The sequence below is a fragment of the Kitasatospora sp. NPDC058190 genome (genome assembly GCF_042883685.1).
GTDB lineage: Bacteria > Actinomycetota > Actinomycetes > Streptomycetales > Streptomycetaceae > Kitasatospora.
On the sequence record NZ_JBHVVI010000034.1, the window covers coordinates 57,238 to 75,020 of the forward strand.

At 73.5% G+C, this 17,783-nt stretch carries 16 protein-coding genes and 1 riboswitch; of the genes, 6 read left to right on the top strand and 10 right to left on the bottom strand.

Annotated elements, in window-relative coordinates:
• Positions 1-381: 381 nt before the first annotated feature.
• Together ACFVWU_RS17885 and ACFVWU_RS17890 are read left to right on the top strand one after the other, a co-directional pair.
• Complete coding sequence (locus tag ACFVWU_RS17885) at positions 382-1,968, top strand: AMP-binding protein (RefSeq protein WP_387621482.1); 1,587 nt, start codon at positions 382-384, stop codon at positions 1,966-1,968.
• Between the two features lie 343 nt (positions 1,969-2,311).
• Positions 2,312-2,479 carry a hypothetical protein gene (locus ACFVWU_RS17890; protein WP_387621485.1) on the top strand — a complete coding sequence of 56 codons (168 nt, stop codon included), beginning with the start codon at positions 2,312-2,314 and terminating at the stop codon, positions 2,477-2,479.
• A 96-nt stretch (positions 2,480-2,575) separates the two neighbouring features.
• On the opposite strand, the gene ACFVWU_RS17895 is transcribed toward ACFVWU_RS17890, so the two are convergent.
• Both ACFVWU_RS17895 and ACFVWU_RS17900 read right to left on the bottom strand, forming a co-directional pair.
• Positions 2,576-3,817: an Ig-like domain repeat protein gene (locus tag ACFVWU_RS17895; protein WP_387621487.1), complete on the bottom strand. Its 1,242-nt coding sequence runs from the start codon at positions 3,815-3,817 to the stop codon at positions 2,576-2,578.
• Between the two features lie 226 nt (positions 3,818-4,043).
• Positions 4,044-4,979, bottom strand: coding sequence for a LysR family transcriptional regulator (locus tag ACFVWU_RS17900; RefSeq protein ID WP_387621489.1), 936 nt, complete (start codon positions 4,977-4,979; stop codon positions 4,044-4,046).
• 136 nt (positions 4,980-5,115) lie between these two features.
• Between ACFVWU_RS17900 and ACFVWU_RS17905 the strand changes: the two genes are divergently transcribed.
• Both ACFVWU_RS17905 and ACFVWU_RS17910 read left to right on the top strand, forming a co-directional pair.
• Positions 5,116-6,360 carry an MFS transporter gene (locus ACFVWU_RS17905; RefSeq protein ID WP_387621491.1) on the top strand — a complete coding sequence of 415 codons (1,245 nt, stop codon included), beginning with the start codon at positions 5,116-5,118 and terminating at the stop codon, positions 6,358-6,360.
• A 97-nt stretch (positions 6,361-6,457) separates the two neighbouring features.
• Positions 6,458-7,060 carry a cysteine hydrolase gene (locus ACFVWU_RS17910; protein ID WP_387621494.1) on the top strand — a complete coding sequence of 201 codons (603 nt, stop codon included), beginning with the start codon at positions 6,458-6,460 and terminating at the stop codon, positions 7,058-7,060.
• Between the two features lie 59 nt (positions 7,061-7,119).
• Here the strand turns inward: ACFVWU_RS17910 and ACFVWU_RS17915 are convergent, their stop codons facing one another.
• Both ACFVWU_RS17915 and ACFVWU_RS17920 read right to left on the bottom strand, forming a co-directional pair.
• Positions 7,120-7,560, bottom strand: a complete 441-nt coding sequence (locus ACFVWU_RS17915) for a hypothetical protein (RefSeq protein ID WP_387621496.1) — start codon at positions 7,558-7,560, stop codon at positions 7,120-7,122.
• A 64-nt stretch (positions 7,561-7,624) separates the two neighbouring features.
• Positions 7,625-7,831 (bottom strand): hypothetical protein, encoded by a 207-nt coding sequence (locus ACFVWU_RS17920; RefSeq protein WP_387621498.1) that lies wholly within the window; start codon positions 7,829-7,831, stop codon positions 7,625-7,627.
• Positions 7,832-8,247: 416 nt separating this feature from the next.
• Positions 8,248-8,425, top strand: a riboswitch (M-box (ykoK) riboswitch).
• Between the two features lie 309 nt (positions 8,426-8,734).
• On the opposite strand from ACFVWU_RS17920, the gene ACFVWU_RS17925 reads away from it, so the two are divergent.
• Together ACFVWU_RS17925 and ACFVWU_RS17930 are read left to right on the top strand one after the other, a co-directional pair.
• On the top strand, positions 8,735-10,102 hold the full coding sequence (locus ACFVWU_RS17925; protein WP_387621501.1) for a magnesium transporter MgtE N-terminal domain-containing protein: 1,368 nt from the start codon (positions 8,735-8,737) through the stop codon (positions 10,100-10,102).
• On the top strand, positions 10,099-11,421 hold the full coding sequence (locus ACFVWU_RS17930; RefSeq protein ID WP_387621504.1) for an NRAMP family divalent metal transporter: 1,323 nt from the start codon (positions 10,099-10,101) through the stop codon (positions 11,419-11,421). Before ACFVWU_RS17925 ends, ACFVWU_RS17930 begins: the two co-directional genes overlap by 4 nt.
• A 100-nt stretch (positions 11,422-11,521) precedes the next feature.
• Here the strand turns inward: ACFVWU_RS17930 and ACFVWU_RS17935 are convergent, their stop codons facing one another.
• The 6 genes from ACFVWU_RS17935 to ACFVWU_RS17960 all read right to left on the bottom strand — a co-directional run bounded on the left by ACFVWU_RS17935 (position 11,522) and on the right by ACFVWU_RS17960 (position 17,566).
• The gene (locus ACFVWU_RS17935; protein ID WP_387621506.1) at positions 11,522-12,952 is read right to left on the bottom strand and encodes an NAD(P)/FAD-dependent oxidoreductase; all 1,431 of its coding nucleotides are present in this window, start codon (positions 12,950-12,952) and stop codon (positions 11,522-11,524) included.
• 274 nt (positions 12,953-13,226) lie between these two features.
• Complete coding sequence (locus ACFVWU_RS17940) at positions 13,227-14,291, bottom strand: DUF6081 family protein (protein WP_387621508.1); 1,065 nt, start codon at positions 14,289-14,291, stop codon at positions 13,227-13,229.
• A 129-nt stretch (positions 14,292-14,420) separates the two neighbouring features.
• Entirely contained in the window at positions 14,421-14,651 is a 231-nt protein-coding gene (locus tag ACFVWU_RS17945) for an acyl carrier protein (protein ID WP_387621511.1), read from the bottom strand.
• 100 nt (positions 14,652-14,751) lie between these two features.
• Entirely contained in the window at positions 14,752-15,768 is a 1,017-nt protein-coding gene (locus ACFVWU_RS17950) for a beta-ketoacyl-ACP synthase III (RefSeq protein ID WP_387621514.1), read from the bottom strand.
• Positions 15,765-16,805 (bottom strand): AvrD family protein, encoded by a 1,041-nt coding sequence (locus ACFVWU_RS17955; RefSeq protein ID WP_387621517.1) that lies wholly within the window; start codon positions 16,803-16,805, stop codon positions 15,765-15,767. Before ACFVWU_RS17955 ends, ACFVWU_RS17950 begins: the two co-directional genes overlap by 4 nt.
• A complete protein-coding gene (locus ACFVWU_RS17960; protein ID WP_387621519.1) occupies positions 16,802-17,566 on the bottom strand; it encodes a thioesterase II family protein in 765 nt (254 codons plus the stop codon). The genes ACFVWU_RS17955 and ACFVWU_RS17960 overlap by 4 nt, the downstream gene beginning before the upstream one ends.
• Positions 17,567-17,783: the final 217 nt, after the last annotated feature.

The window sequence follows — 17,783 nt, forward strand, 5'->3', positions numbered from 1 at the left end:
CGGCGGACCCAGGAGGCTCCGCGATGAGCACGAAGACCGCAACACCGATGCGCACCAAGCAGTGGAGTCTGCCGATGCCGCGCAGGATGCGGTCGAAGGCGGGGCGGCCGGACCGGTCTACGCGGCGCTCGTTGAGTGCACGTGGGCCGTCGATACTGACTCCGATGCGCACACCGTAGGCGGTGAACAGGTCGCACCAGCGGTCATTGATGAGGGTGGCGTTGGATCCACGCCCCGACGACCACCCCCGGACGTACCCTGCCGGCCGGTACGACCCGCCCGGGCCTGGGTAGTTGATGGAGGGCAAACGGCCCTCCGTGCACGAGTCGCCCCGGTCCCGGGACGTCGGCGTGCGTCCTCTTCACAAGGAGACCAGCAGCGATGAACACGTCCGAGGCACGCCCGGCGGACCCCACCGGTGACGGCGGCGACGGCAAGTTCCGCAACTACGTGGAGATCGTCCTTGACGGACTGTCGGACGACCCGGGGCAGGAGGTGCTGGTCAGCGGCGAACGTCGGCTCGGGGCCGCGGAGTTCCGCTCCCTCGTGTACCGGCTCGCCCGCGCCCTGCGCGAGCGGGGCGTGGAGCGCGGCCGCACGGTGACCCTGCTGTGCGGGAACATCCCGGAGACCGTCGCGGTCCGCTACGCCGTCAACCTGCTGGGTGCGCACTTCAACCACCTGTACATCCGCCTGGGCGCCGATGTCCAGGCCCGGATCATGGCCGACGTCGAGACCTACGCCTTCATCGTCGACCCCCGCCTCGCCGAGCGCGCCACGGCCCTCTCGGCGGCGGTGCCCGTCAAGCACGTCCTCGTCCTCGGCGAAACCGGTGACGCGGCGCCGGAGTTGGGCGAGGACCTCCTCGCGCTGGCCGCAGCCCAGTCCGACGCGCCACTGGCCAGTGCCGCCCGGCCGGACGACCTCTGCTTCATCCGCCACTCCGGCGGCACCACCGGCCACCCCAAGGGCATCCGCAGCTCCTTCGCCCGGATGCAGGGCAACTGGCTCGGCGCCCTGATCAACGGAACGCGGCGGCGGGACCTGGTGTGCACGCCGCTGTCACACGCTGCCGGATTCATCGCCGACGGCACCCTCGCCAACGGCGGCACGGTGGTCCTCCACTACGCGTTCGACCCCGGCGAGATCCTGGCCACCATCGCCCGCGAACGCATCACAGACGTCTTCCTGCTGCCCCCACTGCTCTACCAGGTGCTGGACCACCCCGACGCCACGTCCACCGACATCTCCAGCCTCCGGCAGATCACCTACGGGGGCACGCCCTCCTCGCCGGTGCGCATCGCCGAGGCGGTCCGCGGCTTCGGCCGTGTCTTCCAGCAGGCCTACGGCCAGTTCGAAGCCGGGATCGTCAGCGTGCTGCCCTCCGCCGAGCACGACCCCGACCGCCCCGACGTGCTGCGCACCGCCGGCCAGGTGGTCGACGGCGTCGAGGTGGAGATCCGCGACCAGGCCGGCAACACGCTCCCGGCCGGTCAGGTCGGGGAGATCTGCGTCCGGTCCGAGAACGTGATGGAGGGCTACTGGAAGAACCCGGAGCTGACCGCCGAGGTCCTGCGGGACGGCTGGGTGCACACCGGCGACCTGGGCCGGCTCGACGACCACGGCTACCTCGCCGTCGTCGACCGGATCAAGGACATGATCGCCGTCGTCGGCGGCCACGTGTACACCACCGAGCTCGAGGACTTCCTCCACGCCCACCCGGGCGTACGGCACTGCGCCGTCTACGGGGTGCGCGGCGAGGGCGGCCACGAACGCGTCCACGCCACCGTGGTGCCCGCCCCCGGGGCGAACGTGACGGCACAGGAGCTGCGGACCATGGTCCGCGACGGTCGCGGCGAGATGTACGTGCCCGACGTCATCGACTTCACGGACGCACTGCCCCTCACCGACACCGGCAAGCCGGACAAGAAGGAACTCCGGCGCCTCGCCACCCCGGCGACCCCGTAGGCGATCGCACTCCGGACCGGCGGGCTCCCGCCGGGACCAGCTTCCGGCAGGTCTTTCCGGGGATGCGGACGGGGTTCACGGCTTCGTGCGGCATCCAACGGCGGCAGGCAGGCAGGCAGGCAGGCAGGCAGGCAGGCGCATGGTCTGCTCCCGTGCCGACGCGGGGCGAGTTGACCTCAGGGCCGTTTCAGGCGAGAGCGAGAGCCTGATGGCCCTTCAGGCGGAGTCGGCAAGAGGTCGACAGAAGGATCGCCGCTATCGAGACGCACTGGACGAAATACCAGTGGGGGTATATTTGAGCCTGCCGGTCCATTCACCGGGGGCCACGAGAAGGGAGCGCGGCATGTGCCGCCGAATCGCCTGCCGCACCTGCGGAAAGCCGACCTACGCCGGGTGCGGGATGCACATAGACCAGGTGCTGGCCGGGGTGCCCAAGTCCCAGCGCTGCGCCTGCTCACCCAAGGAGCGGGCCTCCGGGGGCTGGCTCGGGCGACTGTTCGGACGCCGCTGACGCCCGGGGCCGCCCGAGGGACAGCGAGGGGCCCTGCCGGATCGCCCGGCAGGGCCCCTCGGGGTGGTGCCTATCGGTGCCGCTGCGACATCCGCATCACGGGGTCACCGTCACCGTGAGGGTCTCGGGGTTGCCGCTGTTGCCCTGGTAGACCGAGTCACCGCTGTAGACGGCCGTGATGACGTGCGGGCCGGCGGTCCGGAAGAAGACGACGCGCCCCGCGACGGCGCAGCGTCCGAGATTGAGGAAAAGGCGTGCCGTGCCCAAGGTCGTGCCGGTCGTGGTGTCGGTGAACGTCACGGTGCCGGTGGGCGGGGTCGTGGCGCCCGCACCGGCCGGGCAGACCAGGTCGTCGAGCACCACCGGCAGGCCGAGTCGGACCTGCTGGGGAATCGCGATCAGGCGGGTGGTCACCGGCTTGCCCGGAGTGAGGTAGCTGATGGTGATGCTCGCGGCCGCGCTGGTGACGGTGGGGCCGGTGCCGCCGGCGGGGACCAGGGACGAGCCGCCGCCTCCGCCACCCCCGCCCCCGCTCGGAGAAATAAAGGGGTTGATGTTGCCGCCGCCGCCTCCGCCGTAGTAGCCGCCGGCTCCTCCGCCACCGGTCAGGGAGGCGCCCGGGCCGCCGCCGGTGCCGCCGGCACCAAGCGTGCCGGGCCCACCGCCGAACACCCCGCCACCGCCGGTGCCGCCGGCCCCGCCGTGGGTGGACGTGCCCGCCCCGCCGCCGTTTCCTCCGTTGCAGGTCGCGTTCGCGCCCGGCTGGCCGGCGTCTCCGCCCGGGCTTCCGGTGCACTGGCCGGCCCAGCCGGCTCCGCCGCCGCCCGCGGCCACGATGAGGCGGGAGTCGGTGGTGGTGAGGGGGGTGGTGCTGGGCAGGGTGCGGATGTCGGAGGCCCCGCCTCCGCCGCCGCCGAAGTGGGTGCTGCCGCCGCCGTTGAAGCCGCCGGTGCACTGCGCGCTACCGGCGCACTGGCTGCCGCCGGTGGCAGCGCCGCCGACTTCGACGTAGAGGGTCTGCCCGCCGGACAGCCCGGTGAGCGTGCCGGACACCTGGGCGCCCCGGCCGCCGCCGACGCCGTTGTCCTCCACGCCGCCGCCGCCGCCGATCGCCGTGACGTCGACCTGGGTGACGCCGTTCGGGACGGTGAAGGTCTGCTCGGCGCCGGTGGAGGCGAACGTACAGGTGGTGGTGGGGCCCGAGACCGTGCAGGTGCCCTGCGCGTGGGCGGTCCCGGACAGCGCCACCGGGGCGACACCGGCGACGCAGAGCATGCCGGCCGCGACGGTCAGCGCGCGTCCACGGCGGCCGGCCGAACCGGCACGGCGCCCGCTCACGACTGCGCTCGGCTGACCGGCGGCAGTCGGCGGTGAGAATTTCACGATGCTGCTCCCAGAAGGCGGAAGAAGGGGTGGTTCGGCAGGGAGGCTGCCGTCCGCCACTCTGGATCAGACCGTCCGGGCCGAGGGCGGGTCACCAACCTGACACACCGTCGATTCACCCCGACGATGGGCGATCCGGGTCATTGAGCGGCCGCCGGGGTTCGGTACGGGACGGTGGCGTTCAGCGCGGGAGCACCCAGTCCGGCCGCCAGGTCCCGGCGGCGTCGAGGCCGGTCGCCGCGCCGGCGAGGTGCGCGCGGAGGGCGGCCAGCGCCGGGTGGGGGTTGTCGCGGTGCCACAGGAGCGAGTGCGGGTAGACGGGCGTCGGGTCGGTCACCGGGATGCGGCGCAGGCCGTAGCGGGCGGGCCAGACCAGGCGGATGTGCTCGCCCATGAAGGTGCCCAGGGCCGGAGTGTCGGCGACGGTCTCCAGGAGCGCGTCGGAGCCGAAGTTGGGGCCGGTCGCCTCGATGGTGAGGCCGAACTCGGCGACGAGGTCGTCGTAGTAGGCGCCCCATTCGGTACCGGGGGCGATGCCGGGCATCCAGATCCGGTGGCCGACGAGCTGGGCGACGGTCACCGAACGGGCACCCGCCAGCGCGTGGGCGGGACCGGTGAGGAGCTGGAGCCGCTCGTCGAGCACCCGGACGGACTCGATGTCCTCGGGCAGGGGCCGGCCGGGCGCGGCGACGGCGCGGAAGGACGCGTCGATCGCACCGGACCGGATGGACGCGACAGCCGTCTCGATGTCGAGCAGCATCACCACGTCGAGGTCGATCTCGGGGTGCGCGTCGTGGAAGCCGCGCATCAGGCCCGACGCCGCCCCGCGCGAGGCGAGGATGTCGACCCGCAGCGGACGGCGGCCGGTGCGCACGGACGCGACCGCGCGCTCGGCGGCGCGCAGCACCTCGCGCGCGTGGGGCAGGAACGCCTGCCCGTCTATGGTGAGCTCGGCGCCGCGCGGCGTGCGGGCGAACAGCCGCACACCGAGCTCGCGCTCCAGCGTGGCGATGCGCTTGGAGACGGCCTGCTGGGTGATCGAGAGGTCGGCGGCGGCCATCTGGAACTGGCCCGCTTCCGCGACGGCGGCGAAGGTGCGTACGGCTTCGAGGTCCACGCCGACCCAGCTTAGGGCACAACGCATGGTTGTGGCTCGGCGGCTGTTCGGTTGTTTGACCTGCGGTTGTGCCGCTCGGTTAGCTCTCACCGGTCAACGTCGGTTTGTTCGAGTGGGACAGAGGGGCGCGCTGAGCATGGTGGGCAGGAGGCCGTTGGGCCGGCAGTTCGGCTGGCTGTGGGCGGCGTACGCGGTGAGCGCGTACGGGTCCGGGCTGGGGTTCGGAGCGTTGCCGCTGATCGCCGTGCTGGCATTGCACGCCGGCCCCGCGGAGGTGTCCGCGCTGTCCGCGATGGGGCCCGCGGTGGGCGCGCTGATCGCGGTGCCGCTCGCGCCGTGGGTGGAGTTCCGGCGCAAGCGCCCGGTCATGATCGTGATGGATCTGGTCCGGTTCGCGGCGATGGCGACGATCCCACTCGCCTACGCCTTCGGCCTGCTCGGTTTCGTCCAGTTGCTCGTGGTCTCGGCCGTGGTCGCCGCCGCCAAGATCGCGTTCAACGCGGCCAGCGGCGCCTACCTCAAGGCACTCGTCCGACCGGACGACCTGCTGGTGGCCAACGCGCGCTTCGAGTCCACCAACTGGAGTTCCATCGCGGTCGGGCCACCGCTGGGCGGGGCGGCGATCGGGCTGTTCGGGCCGGTCACCACCGTGGTGGCCGACGCGCTCAGCTATCTGCTCTCCGCGCTCGGCATCAGCGCGATCCGCGGCCGGGAGGAGGCGCCGCGCCCCGCCGGCACGGGCCCGGTCCGGGCGGGCGCGGTGCTCGACGGCTGGCGGCACATCATGGGCGATCCCGGTCTGCGGGCGCTCTACCTCAACAACATGCTCGTCAGCGGTCTGATCATGGCCACCGAGCCGCTGCTGGCCGTGCTCCTGCTCCGCCAGCTCGGGTTCGCACCCTGGCAGTACGGCCTCGCCTTCGCCGCCCCCTGTCTCGGCGGGCTCATCGGCTCCCGGCTGGCCCGCCGTGTGGTGGCCCGCTACGGCCGCGACCGGGTGTTCCGGACCGTGGGCACCCTGCGCGCCGTCTGGCTGATCGGCCTGGTCTTCGTCCGTCCCGGCGTCGTCGGACTCGCCACCGTGATGGCCGTCGAGCTGGCGATCATCATCAACATGAGCCTGTACACCCCGGTGCTCGCCACCTACCGGCTCGAACGCACGCCCGAGCACCTCGTCGCCCGCACCCTGTCGGCCTGGTCGATCGGCCGGCAGGCGTCGATCGCCGTCCTCACCGCCCTCGGCGGGCTGCTCGCCGACGTCACCGGCCCACGCACCGCGCTCGCGGTCGCCGGGCTGCTCATCCTGGCCACCCCGTTCCTGCTCCCCCGGCGCGACCAGACGTCGCCGCAGGAGCCGGAACCGGCCCGCAGCCACGCGTGATGCGCCACGACTCGCCACCGAAGCCCGCGGGCCGCAGTCGGTCCGCCGGCGCACGTCCGCATCGACCAGCCACACCACCAGCAAGGAGAACACTCGCGTGAGCACTGCCCCCGCACTCGACCCCGCGCACACCGCTCTTCTCGTCATGGACTACCAGCCCGCGATCATCCTGGCCGCGCTACCCGACGATGGGGAGCGCGAGGCCCTGCTCGGCCGCGTGGAAGGGGCCATCGCCGACGTCCGCGCCGGCGGCGGCACCATCGCCTACGTGCGCGTCGGCTTCACCGAGGCCGACTGGGACGCGATCCCGGCCGCCAACAAGTCCTTCGCCCCGCTGGCCCGATACCGCGCCATGCACCACGAGGACCCTGCCGCCTTCATCGACGAGCGCCTGGCTCCCCAGGACGGCGACATCGTCGTGCGCAAGATCCGCCACGGCGGCATGTCCACCACCGACCTCGACCAGCAGCTGCGCGAACGCGGCATCACCACGCTGGTCGTCTCCGGCATCACCACCAGCGGCGCCGTCCTGTCCACGGTCGTCGACGCGGCCGACCGCGACTACCGGCTCTACGTCCTGTCCGACGGCGTCGCGGACCCGAACAGCGAAGCGCACGACGTCCTGCTCCGGGGGGTCCTCCCCTCATGGGCCCACATCATCGACACCGTCGAGCTGCCCGCCCTGCTGCGGGCCGGCTGACCCGGACGCACGGACGGGCCCGCTCGTACCCGGGTGCGAGCGGGCCCGTCCGGACGGTCTCAGAGCTCGTCCGGCAGCTTGCCGATCAGCCAGCGCACGCTGTTGTCGCCGCCCAGCTGCGGGAAGTACGCCATGGCGGCGTCGCACAGACCCATCAGGTACTTCTTCTTCCCGGTGGCAGGCAGTCGGTGGAACTCGAAGGTCGGGCCCGCGTGGCTGACCATCGTCATGTCGGACTTGACCATGGTGGCGACCATCGTCTCCGCCACCGTGACGAGGATGCCCTGCATCGCCGACATGAAGGTGCGCTCGTAGTGGTAGCGCGGGCTCTCCGCGCCCGGGCGGACGTCGGCGCGCGAGGTGGTATAGATGACGTCCAGCATGTGCAGGACGTAGGAGTACACCGCGTTGAAGAGGGTGTTGATGCTGAGGACGGCCTCGTCCTGGCGGTAGAGGTCCGCAGTTGGGTTCGTGGGCAGCGGCCGTCCCAGCCACCCCATAGGTGGCTCAGACGTGGGAGGCCACGCGACAGCCAGCCGCGCCCTACCCACAAACCCGGCCCCTTCAGGACCGGGTCAAGTTGACGCCCATGCACACGTGCAGTTCGACCGCCTCCTGCAGCTCGGCGGGCTCGGTGCGCGGCGGGCCCGCCTCAGTGGCCTCCAGGTGCTTCTGCCGGCCGGCTTCGCCGCCGAGCAGGAGCGGGACGATGTACTCCAGGTTGGCCAGGTGGCCGTCGACCCGGCCGTCTCCCTGCTGTCTCGGCTCCATGGATCGCTCCTCGTGAGTTCCGCCCCGGCCTCAATACCGGGATAGTGCGCAAGCGGAGCAATCCTAGGGATGGTGATTACTTTCCGTTGCCATGAGACACGTAGAGTGCTGACGCGTGTCGCGATCCACCTGGCGCGCGAGGCACACTCCGGGCGCGCGCCGGGCGGCGAGGACCGCCCTACCAGGTGAAACCACCTCACACCCCGAAGGACGTCGGGCCCGCGCGCCGGTCCGATTCCCCGTCACCGAGGCCCTGCCGTACACCGGTTCGGCTCCCCGGCGGCCGCCGGCCGGAGGGCGACAGTACGCACCCGACCGTGCGCCGGGCGGCTCCCCCGCTGGTCAGGCCAGGGTCAAGCTCCGGTCAAGGATTGCGCCGGAAGGGCTGCGGCGTCCTATCCTGGGGCGGATTTGAACAGACACCTCGTTCGGTGAGGCGTCTTCACGGACACAGGCCACTGATCCCACCCGTCGAGAGACGCTCCGGATCAGGACAGGTCTCCCCGGCTCAAGGGGTGACCCCAAGTGGCTTCCCGTCGGGATCGACAGGGACACGCCGTGGAGTGCCAAAGCTCTGACGAGTGGGGGTGCACCGGGCGGTGACGTCGGTCTCCCCCTGCCGTGCCGCCGCGACCTCGATGCGCGGCCGAGACCGGGAGGAGGCGTGATGGACGGAAGTCCTGGTCATAGTCGGCCCATTCCGATGTCGTCCTCGCCGTCTTTCCGTCGTCCGAGGCGCCCCCTCCTTCCCTGACCGACCCGGTCCCCACTCCGCCCTCCGGTCCGCTCCGGCGCGGGCGGCCCTGGCGCATGCCTGGAACCGGTTCGAGCGGTCAGCGTCGGCGGCGGCGCGCCACCGGGCGGCCCGATGCCCCGTCCTGCCGGGGCGAGGGGGTCCCCACCATGGCTGCCACCACCCTGTTCAACTCCGCCACCGCCCGGCTGCGTGACCGCACCGTCGCCGCCGAGCGCCGTACCGCCGTCACCCGGACCGTCCGGTCCTCGCTGGTCTCCGTCGCCGGGCTGGTCGGCGGGCCGGTCGCCAACCAGGCCGGGGAAGAGGTGGGCCGGGTCGTCGACGTGGTCGCGCGCCTCTACGGCACGGAGCCGTACCCGCCGGTCACCGGGCTGATCATCCGCATAGGCCGCCGCCGCACCTTCATCGCCGCCGACGCCGTCGACCGGATCATGACGGGGCAGGTCCGGCTGCGCACCGCCCGTCTGGACCTGCGCGAGTTCAACCGCCGCCCCGGTGAGGTGCTGCTCGCCCGGGACGTGCTGGACCACCAGCTCGTCGACGTCGACGGCGTCCAGGTCACCCGCGCCGCCGACCTCTACCTGGCCCCGCTGGCCGCCCGGACCGTCCTGGTCGGGGTCGACGTCTCGCTGCCCACCCTGCTGCGCCGGCTCGGCCCGCGCCGCTGGCAGATCCGCCCCACCCCGGAGCGCGTCCTGGACTGGCAGTCCGTCGCCCCGTTCGGCGAGCAGGCCACCCACGGGCCGGCCGAGGTGCGGCTGCGCGCGTCCCGATCCGCGCTGCACCGGCTGCGCCCGGCCGACCTCGCCGACATCCTGGAGGACCTCGGCCGGAATGAGCGCCAGCAGCTGCTGGGCTGGCTGGAGCCGGAGCACGCCGCGGACGCGCTGGAGGAAATGGAGCCCGCCGAGCTGGAGAACCTGCTGCGCGAGGTGCCGCCCGAGCACGCCGCCCGGCTCGTGGACGAGATGGAGCCGGACGAGGCCGCCGACGCCCTGCGCGACCTCGCGCCCGGCGAGCGCGAGACCCTGCTGGCCCGGATGCCCGAGCCCGAGGCGGCCGAGCTGCGCTCCCTGCTCACCCACCGGGAGGGCACCGCCGGCGGCGCGATGACCACCCTGCTGGTCACCGCCGGCCGCGCGCACACCGTCGCCGAGGTACGGGCGGAGCTCGCCGCGCAGGCCGAGCACCGCACCGACATCGACGCGGTCACCGTGCTGGACGACCAGGGCCGGCTGCTCGCCGACATCCCGCTCTTCGACCTGGCGGTGGCCGAGGACACCTCGGTGATCGGCGACCTGGTCGCCTGGCTGGACCAGTTCGGCCCGCCGGTGACCGTCCGGCCCGACACCCGGCTCGCCGAGGCCGCCGACCAACTGGTCGCGGCCCGGGCCACCTCCCTGCTCGTGGTCGACGACTCCGAGCGCCCCCTCGGCCGGGTCCTGGCCGACGACATCCTCGACTCGCTGCTGCCCGAGCGCGGGCGCCTGCACTTCCGGAGGCTCCTCAAGTGACCCGCGACCTCGACACCCTCGACACCGGTCCGGACGCCGCCGCCGCGGCGCCCGCGCCGTCCGCCCCGGGGCGCCCCGGCCGCCGCAAGGGCCTGCGCCGACTGGCCGCGATCGCCATGGTGGCCGGCCCCGGGCTGGTCGCCGCCAACGCCGGCAACGACGCCGCGGGCATCGCCACCTACGCCAGCGCCGGCTCCCAGTTCACCTACGGGACGCTGTTCTTCATGGTGCTGGTCACCGTCGCCCTGGTGATGGTGCAGGAGATGGCCGTCCGGCTCGGCGCCCACACCGGCAAGGGCCTGGGCGCGCTGATCCGCGAGCAGTTCAGCCTGCGCCTCACCGCCCTCGCGGTCTTCTGCCTGCTGCTGGCCAACACCGGCCTGGTGGTCAGCGAGTTCGCCGGGATCGGCGCCGCGTTCGAGCTGCTCGGCGTGCCCAAGTGGGCGGTCGTCCCGCCGGCCGCCGTGCTGCTCTGGTCGCTGGTGCTGTTCGGCTCGTACAAGTGGGCCGAGCGGATCTTCCTGGTGATGTCGCTGGCGTTCTTCGCCTACCCGGTCGCCATGATCCTCGGCCACCCGGACTGGGGGCAGGTCGGCGAGCACCTGGTCGTCCCGCACCTGGAGCCCAGCAAGGACTTCATCCTGCTGGCCGTGGCGCTGATCGGCACCACCGTCAGCCCGTACATGCAGTTCTACGCCGCCGCGGGCGTGGTCGACCGCGGCGCCAAGCCCGCCGACTACAAGCTGATCCGGGCCGACGCCGTCCTCGGCGCGGTGTTCGCCTGTGTGATCAGCCTGACCATCATCATCGCCACCGCCGCCGCGATCGGCGGCACCGGTCCGCTGGAGTCCGCCGCCCAGGCCGCCGAGGCGCTCAAGCCCGTCGCCGGGCACGGCGCCGAGCTGCTGTTCGCCTTCGGGCTGCTGGGCGCCTCCGCCCTGGCCGGCGCGGTGGTGCCGCTCTCGGCGAGCTACGCCATCGGCGAGGCCGCCGGCGTCGAGCGATCCGTCTCCCGCAGCTTCCGTGACGCCCCGCTGTTCCTCGGGGTGTTCACCGCGCAGATCGTCCTCGGCGCGGTCGTCGCGATGACCCCGGTCGACGTCATCCAGCTGCTGATCGGCACCCAGGTCCTGCAGGGCCTGATCAGCCCGATCGTCCTGGTCTACCTCCTGGTCCTCACCAACCGCCGCTCCGTCCTCGGCGACGCGGCCAACTCCCCCCGCTACCGCGTCGCCGCCACCGTCGTGGTGGTCGGGGTGGCCGTCATGTCGACGATCCTGCTCGTCCAGACCGTCCTCGGCTGGTTCGGCATCGGCTGACCCGCTCCCCCGCGGGCCCGCCTCGACGGCCCCCGATGACCGACGGCCCCTGGAAACCGCCCGGACATCGGGGGCCGTCGGTCATCGGGGCTATCGGTCGTCACCGCCCTCGGGAGAGGTGGCGGGCGATGAGCTTGGCCAGTTCGGGGCCGTGCTCGTACGCGAGGGGCGCGAGGTCGGGCGGGAGGACGAAGCCGTCCGGGAGCCCCGCGTAGGCGGCGGCCAGCTGCTGCCGGTAGGCGTCGGCGAGGGCCTCCGGCCAGGCGCCGGTGAGGGGCGGGCGCATCCGGGACTCGGCGGCCAGCGCCTGGTGGTGGGCGGCGGCCTCCTCGACGGCCTCCTCGCGGGTCCAGTCCGCGATCGGCGTGCGGTCGGGCCGCCAGGGGGCGAGCCAGGCTCCGGTCCCGCCGTGCAGGATCGCGCCGGCGAGCTCCTGGGCGATCAGCGGGGAGGCGTGCAGGCCGTCGCGGTGGGTCCCGGTGGCCAGCCAGAGACCGGGCCGCGCGGTGGCGCCGAGCAGCGGGTGCCCGTCGAGGCCGACCGGGCGGTTGCCGTGGTGCAGGTGCCGTACGCGGGCGGTGGTGAGCCCGTGGTGGAGTTGGCCGAGCGCGGCGTCGAGGAGGAAGCGCAGCCCGGCGGCGGACGGTTCGGTACCGGGGGCGAGCGCGGGAGCGGCGGAGGCGCCGACGTACCAGGTGCCGTCGGCCTGGGGCACCGCGTGCAGGCCGCACGCGTACGCGCGGTTGGGCGTGCGCAGCACGGCGGGCAGCGGGGTCGGGGCGGTGAGGGTGACGGCGGTGCCCTCGGCCGCGACGACCGGCAGGATGGGCAGCTGCGGGTCGAGGGCGTCGAGCAGCGGTGTCGTCCAGGCGCCGGCGGCCAGCACCAGGGTGGGCGCGGTGACGGTCACGTCCCGGGTGCGGAGTTCGTAGCCGCTCCCGGCGGTGCGCGGTCGGCCGGACGGGACGCGGCTGAGGTTCGGCAGCGCGCTGAGCGCGGCGTCGAGCGTGGCGAGCCAGCACCGGGCGTCGAGGTGGGCCTCGGCGGGCAGGTGGAGCGCGCGCAGGGCTCGGTCGTTGTCGAGCGGTCGGTGGGCGGGGACCGCGGCGGGGTCGACCTCCTCGACGGGCAGGCCGTGCTGCCGCCCGGCCTCCGCGACGGCGCCGAAGGACTGCTCGTCGATCCGGCTGGAGACGGCGTTGAGCAGCACGAACGTCCCGCTGCCGTACCCGTCGCGGGCAGGCGCCCGGCCACCGGCCCGCTCCCGGACCTCCGCCCGCCAGCCGGGCCAGCGCTGCGCCGCCTCGACGGCCAGGCCCAGCCGCAGGCGGCCGTGCCGGGTGCGCAGTCCGGCCGCGGTGACCTCGCCCAGCACGCCGAGCATCGCGCCCGCCGCCCGGGACGCCCCGGCCGCGCGCCGGCCCGACAGTGCCACCCGTACGCCCGGATCGGCGGTGGCCAGGGCGAAGGCGATCGACCGCCCCAGTACCCCGTCGCCCACCACCAGTACGTCCGCTGTGACCTGACCCACGGTGTCCCCTCTCGCCGCTGCTGGCTCCCGACCATCTCTGTCCCCCGGGCGGCCGGTTAGTCGCCGGACGTCGATCGACGTCTCACCTCCGGCTCACGGTTTCGTGCTGTGGCCGCTGTGCGGGGTGCGTCTGGGTGCTCGTGCCGGGACGAGGACGGGAGTCGGGGATGGAGCGGGAGCAGCGCACCTGGCCCGGCGCACGGGTTCCGGGCCGTGCGCCGGGCCAGGGACTGTCCTGCGGGGCCTTGCCGGGCCCGCAGGACAGGACCAGGGGTCACTGCGCGGTGGTGATGGTCAGGTAGGAGGAGGAGATCTCGGCGCCCTGGCCCCAGAGCCGGCTGCTCGCCGGGCTGGCGGTGTCGACGAAGGTCTGCGGGGTGGGCTGGCCGGCCAGCGGGGCGTAGTAGTAGCCCGGGGTGGTGTCCAGCTGGACCAGGCCGCGGCCGTCCTGGCCGGCGCCGTCCATGATGGTGAAGGTGCCGAGGCCGCAGAGGAGTTGGCGCGGGGCGACGGTCTGGTCGGTGCCGCCGTGGTCGGTGACCAGGTTGGCGCGGTCGGTCGGGCGGGCGCCGAGGTTGGTGACGCTGTGGACCGGGATGCCGTTGATCTTCCAGGTGGCGCGGGTGCGGCTGTTGTCCAGCTGGATCTGGTAGTTGAGGGACGCGCCCTTGGAGATGGTCGCCACCGGCACCGCGTAGGCGAAGGCCGAGTAGGTGGTGTTGGGGTAACGCAGCCGCTCGTACCAGGCGTACACGGTGTTGTTGGTGACGTGGAAGTCCATCAGGACGCCCGTCTCCAGGTCCGCCACCACCATCGCGCCGTTGGCGAGGCGGAGGTCGGACTGGGGGTCGGTGACGTTCGCGCCGAAGGGGTTGGCCTCGGTCTTGCGGGTGGTCACCGAGAGGTTGGCGTCGCAGGTCCAGCGGCCGTTGGCCGGGGTGTCGTAACCGGCGAAGCCCGCCGTGGAGTTGTGGTTGGCGAAGGACAGCCACTTGGTGTGGTCGCGGTCGCCCGCGCCGCCGGCCGTCTGCTGGGCGGTGGTGAAGGCGAACGCCGGGTTCCCGGTGGCCGGGTCGGTGCCGCTGGGGATCACGTGCAGGCCGTTCGCGTCCGTGCTGGGGATGCCGTCGCCGCTCGACATGCCGGGCGCGGGCCAGAGCTGCCACTTCCCGGTGCTGGAGGTGTCGAAGCCGTTCCGGAAGTTGTCGGTGAAGACGGTGCTGGTGGTGAGGTCCGCGGTCTGGGCCTGGGCCTGGGCGGGGGCGGTCGCGATCGGGACGATCGCGGAGGCCAGGGCCAGGGCGGCGGCGGCGCGGACGAGACGCCTGATCGGGCGCATAGCAGCAAGTACCTTTCGGGGTTTGGGGGTTCCGGGGATTCGGGGCCCGGTGCCGGTTCGCTGTCCCGCGGGGTTCAGCGGGTCCAGCGCGGTCGAGCAGGTCCAGCGGGGTCGAGCGGGTTCAGCGGTTCAGTGTTCGGGCTCCAGCAGCGCCGCGATGGCGTCGGCGTTGCCCGCCTCCATCAGCTCGTCCTCCGGTATGCGCTTGCCGTACTCGCGCTCCAGGATGACGGAGAGTTCGAGCATGACCAGGGAGTCGATGTCGATGTCGGAGAAGCCGGTGGTGGGCGTGATCTCGCCCTCCACCGCGAACTTCTCCACCAGGAGTCCGATGATCCGGTCGGCCACAGCGTTACTCATGGGTCGTTCTCGCCTTTCGGTGCCGGCCGGCCCTCCCGGGGCCGGCCTCGTACGTCGTTCGGTTGCGGGTGGACGGGCGCCGGGGAAGCGCCGGCACCCCTCAGTCCCCGAGGACGCCGTCGACCTTGATGTCGGGCCAGGTCAGCGCGGTGGAGCCCCAGTTGAGCCCGACGCCGAAGGCGGTGGACAGGATGCGGTCGCCGACCCCGAAGGTCCCGGCCGCGGCGGCGTGGGTGAGCGCCAGCGGGATGGAGGCCGCCGAGGTGTTGCCGACCCGGTCGATGTGCAGCAGGACCCGCTCGCGCTCCACCTTCAGCAGGTCGGAGATGGCGTACAGGATGCGGGAGTTGGCCTGGTGGCCGGCGAACCAGTCGACGTCGTCGACGGTCCAGCCGATCCGGTCGAGCAGCTTCGCCGAGGAGGAGCTCATCCGCTCCACCGCGTGCGAGAACAGCTCCTTGCCGCGCATGGCGAGCAGATTGTCCTGCTCGCTCGGCGGCTGCCGGTAGGAGCGCTGCCGGGATCCGCCGACCGCGAGCAGCGCCAGGTCGTGGTGCCCGCCGTCACTGCCGAGGTCGAAGCCCTGGAAGGCACCCGGCTCGTCCGGGTCGCCGGCCCGCAGTACCGCCGCGCCGGCGCCGTCGCCGAAGATGATCGCGGAGGCCCGGTCGTCGTGGTTCAGCCGGGTGGACCAGATGTCGGCGCCGATCACCAGCGCCCGGTCGATCAGCCCGGAGGAGATCGCGCCGACGGCGTTGGCCATCGCGTAGACCCAGCCGGTGCAGGCCGCCGAGAGGTCGTAGGCCCACGGGGTGCCGAGGCCCAGCCGGTGGGCGATCTCGGGCGCGGTGGCGGGCATCGGCTGGTTGGGGGTGCTGGTCGCGAGGATCACCAGGTCGACCTTGCCGCCGCCGGCGGACCGCATCGCCCGCTCGCCGGCCGCGATCGCGAGGTCACCGGTGACCGTCCCGGGCTCGGCCCAGTGGCGCTGGTGGATGCCGGTCCTGGTGCGGATCCAGGTGTCGTCGCTGCCGACCAGCTCGCCGATCTCGTCGTTGGAGACGATCCTCGGCGGCACCATGGCGCCGAGCCCCTCCAGTACCGCGGCCCTGGTCATGCCGCCACCTCCCGCTCGTCGTGCCCGGTCCAGCCGGTCGGCAACCGGTGGGTCGCCGAGCAGTGGATCCGGATGTGTTCGAAGGCCGCCGCGATGTCGACCACTCGCCAGGTCTCCCCCGTCCTGGTGGTGAGCAGCTGTGGGTCGACCAGCTCCGCGGACAGCGGGGCCGGACCGGCCACCGGCCGGTACGGGTCGCCGATCTCCAGGACGGTCTGCCGCATCCAGAGCGTGTTGCTCTCGGCGCGCGGGACGTCGTCCAGTCCGTAGATCAGGATCTGGCCCAGCTGGATCGCGCCCACGAAGGCGTCGATCAGCGAGACCGAGCCGTGGCTGTAGCTCTCCAGCCCGCCCACCGGACCGGCCTGCGGCGCCGCCGGGCGGCTGCCGAGCAGGGCGGTCGCCCGCCGCGCGGGCAGGTCCACCCGCAGGGCCTCGATGGTCTGCGTCCTGGTCCGGTGCGCGGCAGCGAACGGCCGCAGCGCGGCCGGGCCGAGCAGGGCGTCCGGCGAGTCGAGGCGGGCGGTGCGCACGGCCCCGGCCGGAAGTGCCGGGTGCTCGATCTCCAGGCGCGCCCGCAGCCCGCCCACCTGGCAGTCCACCACGGTCGAACGGTCGGAGTGCCGGGCGGCGGTGGCGTGGACGGCGAAGCCGCCCAACTCCGCCTCCACCGGCTTGGTCCCGGCCTTCAGCCGCACCCGGCGCAGCCGGAGCCCGGCTCGCTGGGCGGCGTCCAGGCCGTACGTCTGGGTCAGGTACAGCTCGGCGGCCTCGCCCGCCATCAGCAGGACGTCGATGCTGCTGAGGTGCGGGGCCTGGTCGGTGCTGCCCTTGCGGGACCAGTCGGCCGGGTAGTCGACGGAGCCGCGGGCCCGTACCGTCCCGGTGCCGTCCGCCTGCGAGCCGACCACGATGTCGGTCAGCCGCTGCTCGGCCCGACGGTAGCCGCTGCCGAAGAAGCGGCGCTCACCCGGGCCGAGGTAGTCATCCACGGTCGCCCGGACCGGTGCGTCGGGCGTCTGTGTCGTGCCGGTCATCTCACTCCCCCGTGCAGGTCGATCACGGCTGCCAGCCGCGTGAAGAATGCGTCCTTGGACTGTCGTTGGAAGAAGTGCCCGCCCGGGATCACCTGGAGGGTCCCGCCCCGCAGGGAGTGCGAGCACCAGGCGGCCGCGTCCTCGACCGCCACCAGTGGGTCGTCGGCGCCGGCGAAGACGTCGATGGGACAAGGCAGTTGATAGCTGTCACCGGTGTACCGGCGGCTCGTGCACAGTTCCAGGCCGGCCCGGACCTGGGCGAGGTAGTCGGCGAGCCGGTCCGGAGTGGCGCTGACCGCCGCCGGCAGGCCGTCGAACGCGGCCAGCCGGTACGCGAGTTCGGCGTCGTCCAGGAGCAGCGCCGACTCCAGCGGAAGCGGCAGGTGCGGCGCCGGGTGGGCGCCGACCAGCAGCCGCTTCGGCAGCCGCCGGCCGGTCGCGGCCAGGAACCGGACGAGGTGGTACGCGACCAGCGCGCCCATGCTGTGGCCGTAGCACAGGTACGGCTCGTCCAGCTGCGCGCCGAGCTGCTGGTGCAGCGCCCGGGCGAGCGGGGCGAGGTCACGGTGCGGCCCGCTGCCGGGCCCCTCCCGGTCCGGCAGCCGAACTGGGACGACCTCGACCCTCGCCCCCAGCCGCCGCTGCCAGCCGGCGAAGGAGGCGGTGCTGCCGCCCGCGTGGTGGAAGGCGAACAGCCTGACGGGCCGGGTGACCCGCGGACGGGCCCGAACGTCGGCGAGGTGGACGACGATGCCACTCACAGGACTGCTCCTCCCCTACGGGGCCCACCGCGGGTGGCGGTGGGCCGTCGGGGGGGGCCGCCCCCCGCGGGGGGGGGCCCCGCGGGGGGACGACCCCCCCCCCCCCCGCGGGGGGGCGGGGGGGGCCGGCGCGGGTCGGCCGGGGGGGGCGGGGGGGGGCGGGGGGGCCGGGGGGGGGGCGGGGGGGGGCACCGGCGGTGCGGGCGGGACCGCCGGG

Coding starts and splice junctions, on each gene's coding strand:
- ACFVWU_RS17940 (WP_387621508.1), bottom strand. CDS start 14,291: ATGCGCCCGATCAGGCGTCTCGTCCGCGCCGCCGCCGCCCTGGCCCTG.
- ACFVWU_RS17950 (WP_387621514.1), bottom strand. CDS start 15,768: ATGACCAGGGCCGCGGTACTGGAGGGGCTCGGCGCCATGGTGCCGCCG.
- ACFVWU_RS17885 (WP_387621482.1), top strand. CDS start 382: ATGAACACGTCCGAGGCACGCCCGGCGGACCCCACCGGTGACGGCGGC.
- ACFVWU_RS17945 (WP_387621511.1), bottom strand. CDS start 14,651: ATGAGTAACGCTGTGGCCGACCGGATCATCGGACTCCTGGTGGAGAAG.
- ACFVWU_RS17890 (WP_387621485.1), top strand. CDS start 2,312: ATGTGCCGCCGAATCGCCTGCCGCACCTGCGGAAAGCCGACCTACGCC.
- ACFVWU_RS17915 (WP_387621496.1), bottom strand. CDS start 7,560: ATGGGGTGGCTGGGACGGCCGCTGCCCACGAACCCAACTGCGGACCTC.
- ACFVWU_RS17920 (WP_387621498.1), bottom strand. CDS start 7,831: ATGGAGCCGAGACAGCAGGGAGACGGCCGGGTCGACGGCCACCTGGCC.
- ACFVWU_RS17925 (WP_387621501.1), top strand. CDS start 8,735: ATGGCTGCCACCACCCTGTTCAACTCCGCCACCGCCCGGCTGCGTGAC.
- ACFVWU_RS17905 (WP_387621491.1), top strand. CDS start 5,116: ATGGTGGGCAGGAGGCCGTTGGGCCGGCAGTTCGGCTGGCTGTGGGCG.
- ACFVWU_RS17955 (WP_387621517.1), bottom strand. CDS start 16,805: ATGACCGGCACGACACAGACGCCCGACGCACCGGTCCGGGCGACCGTG.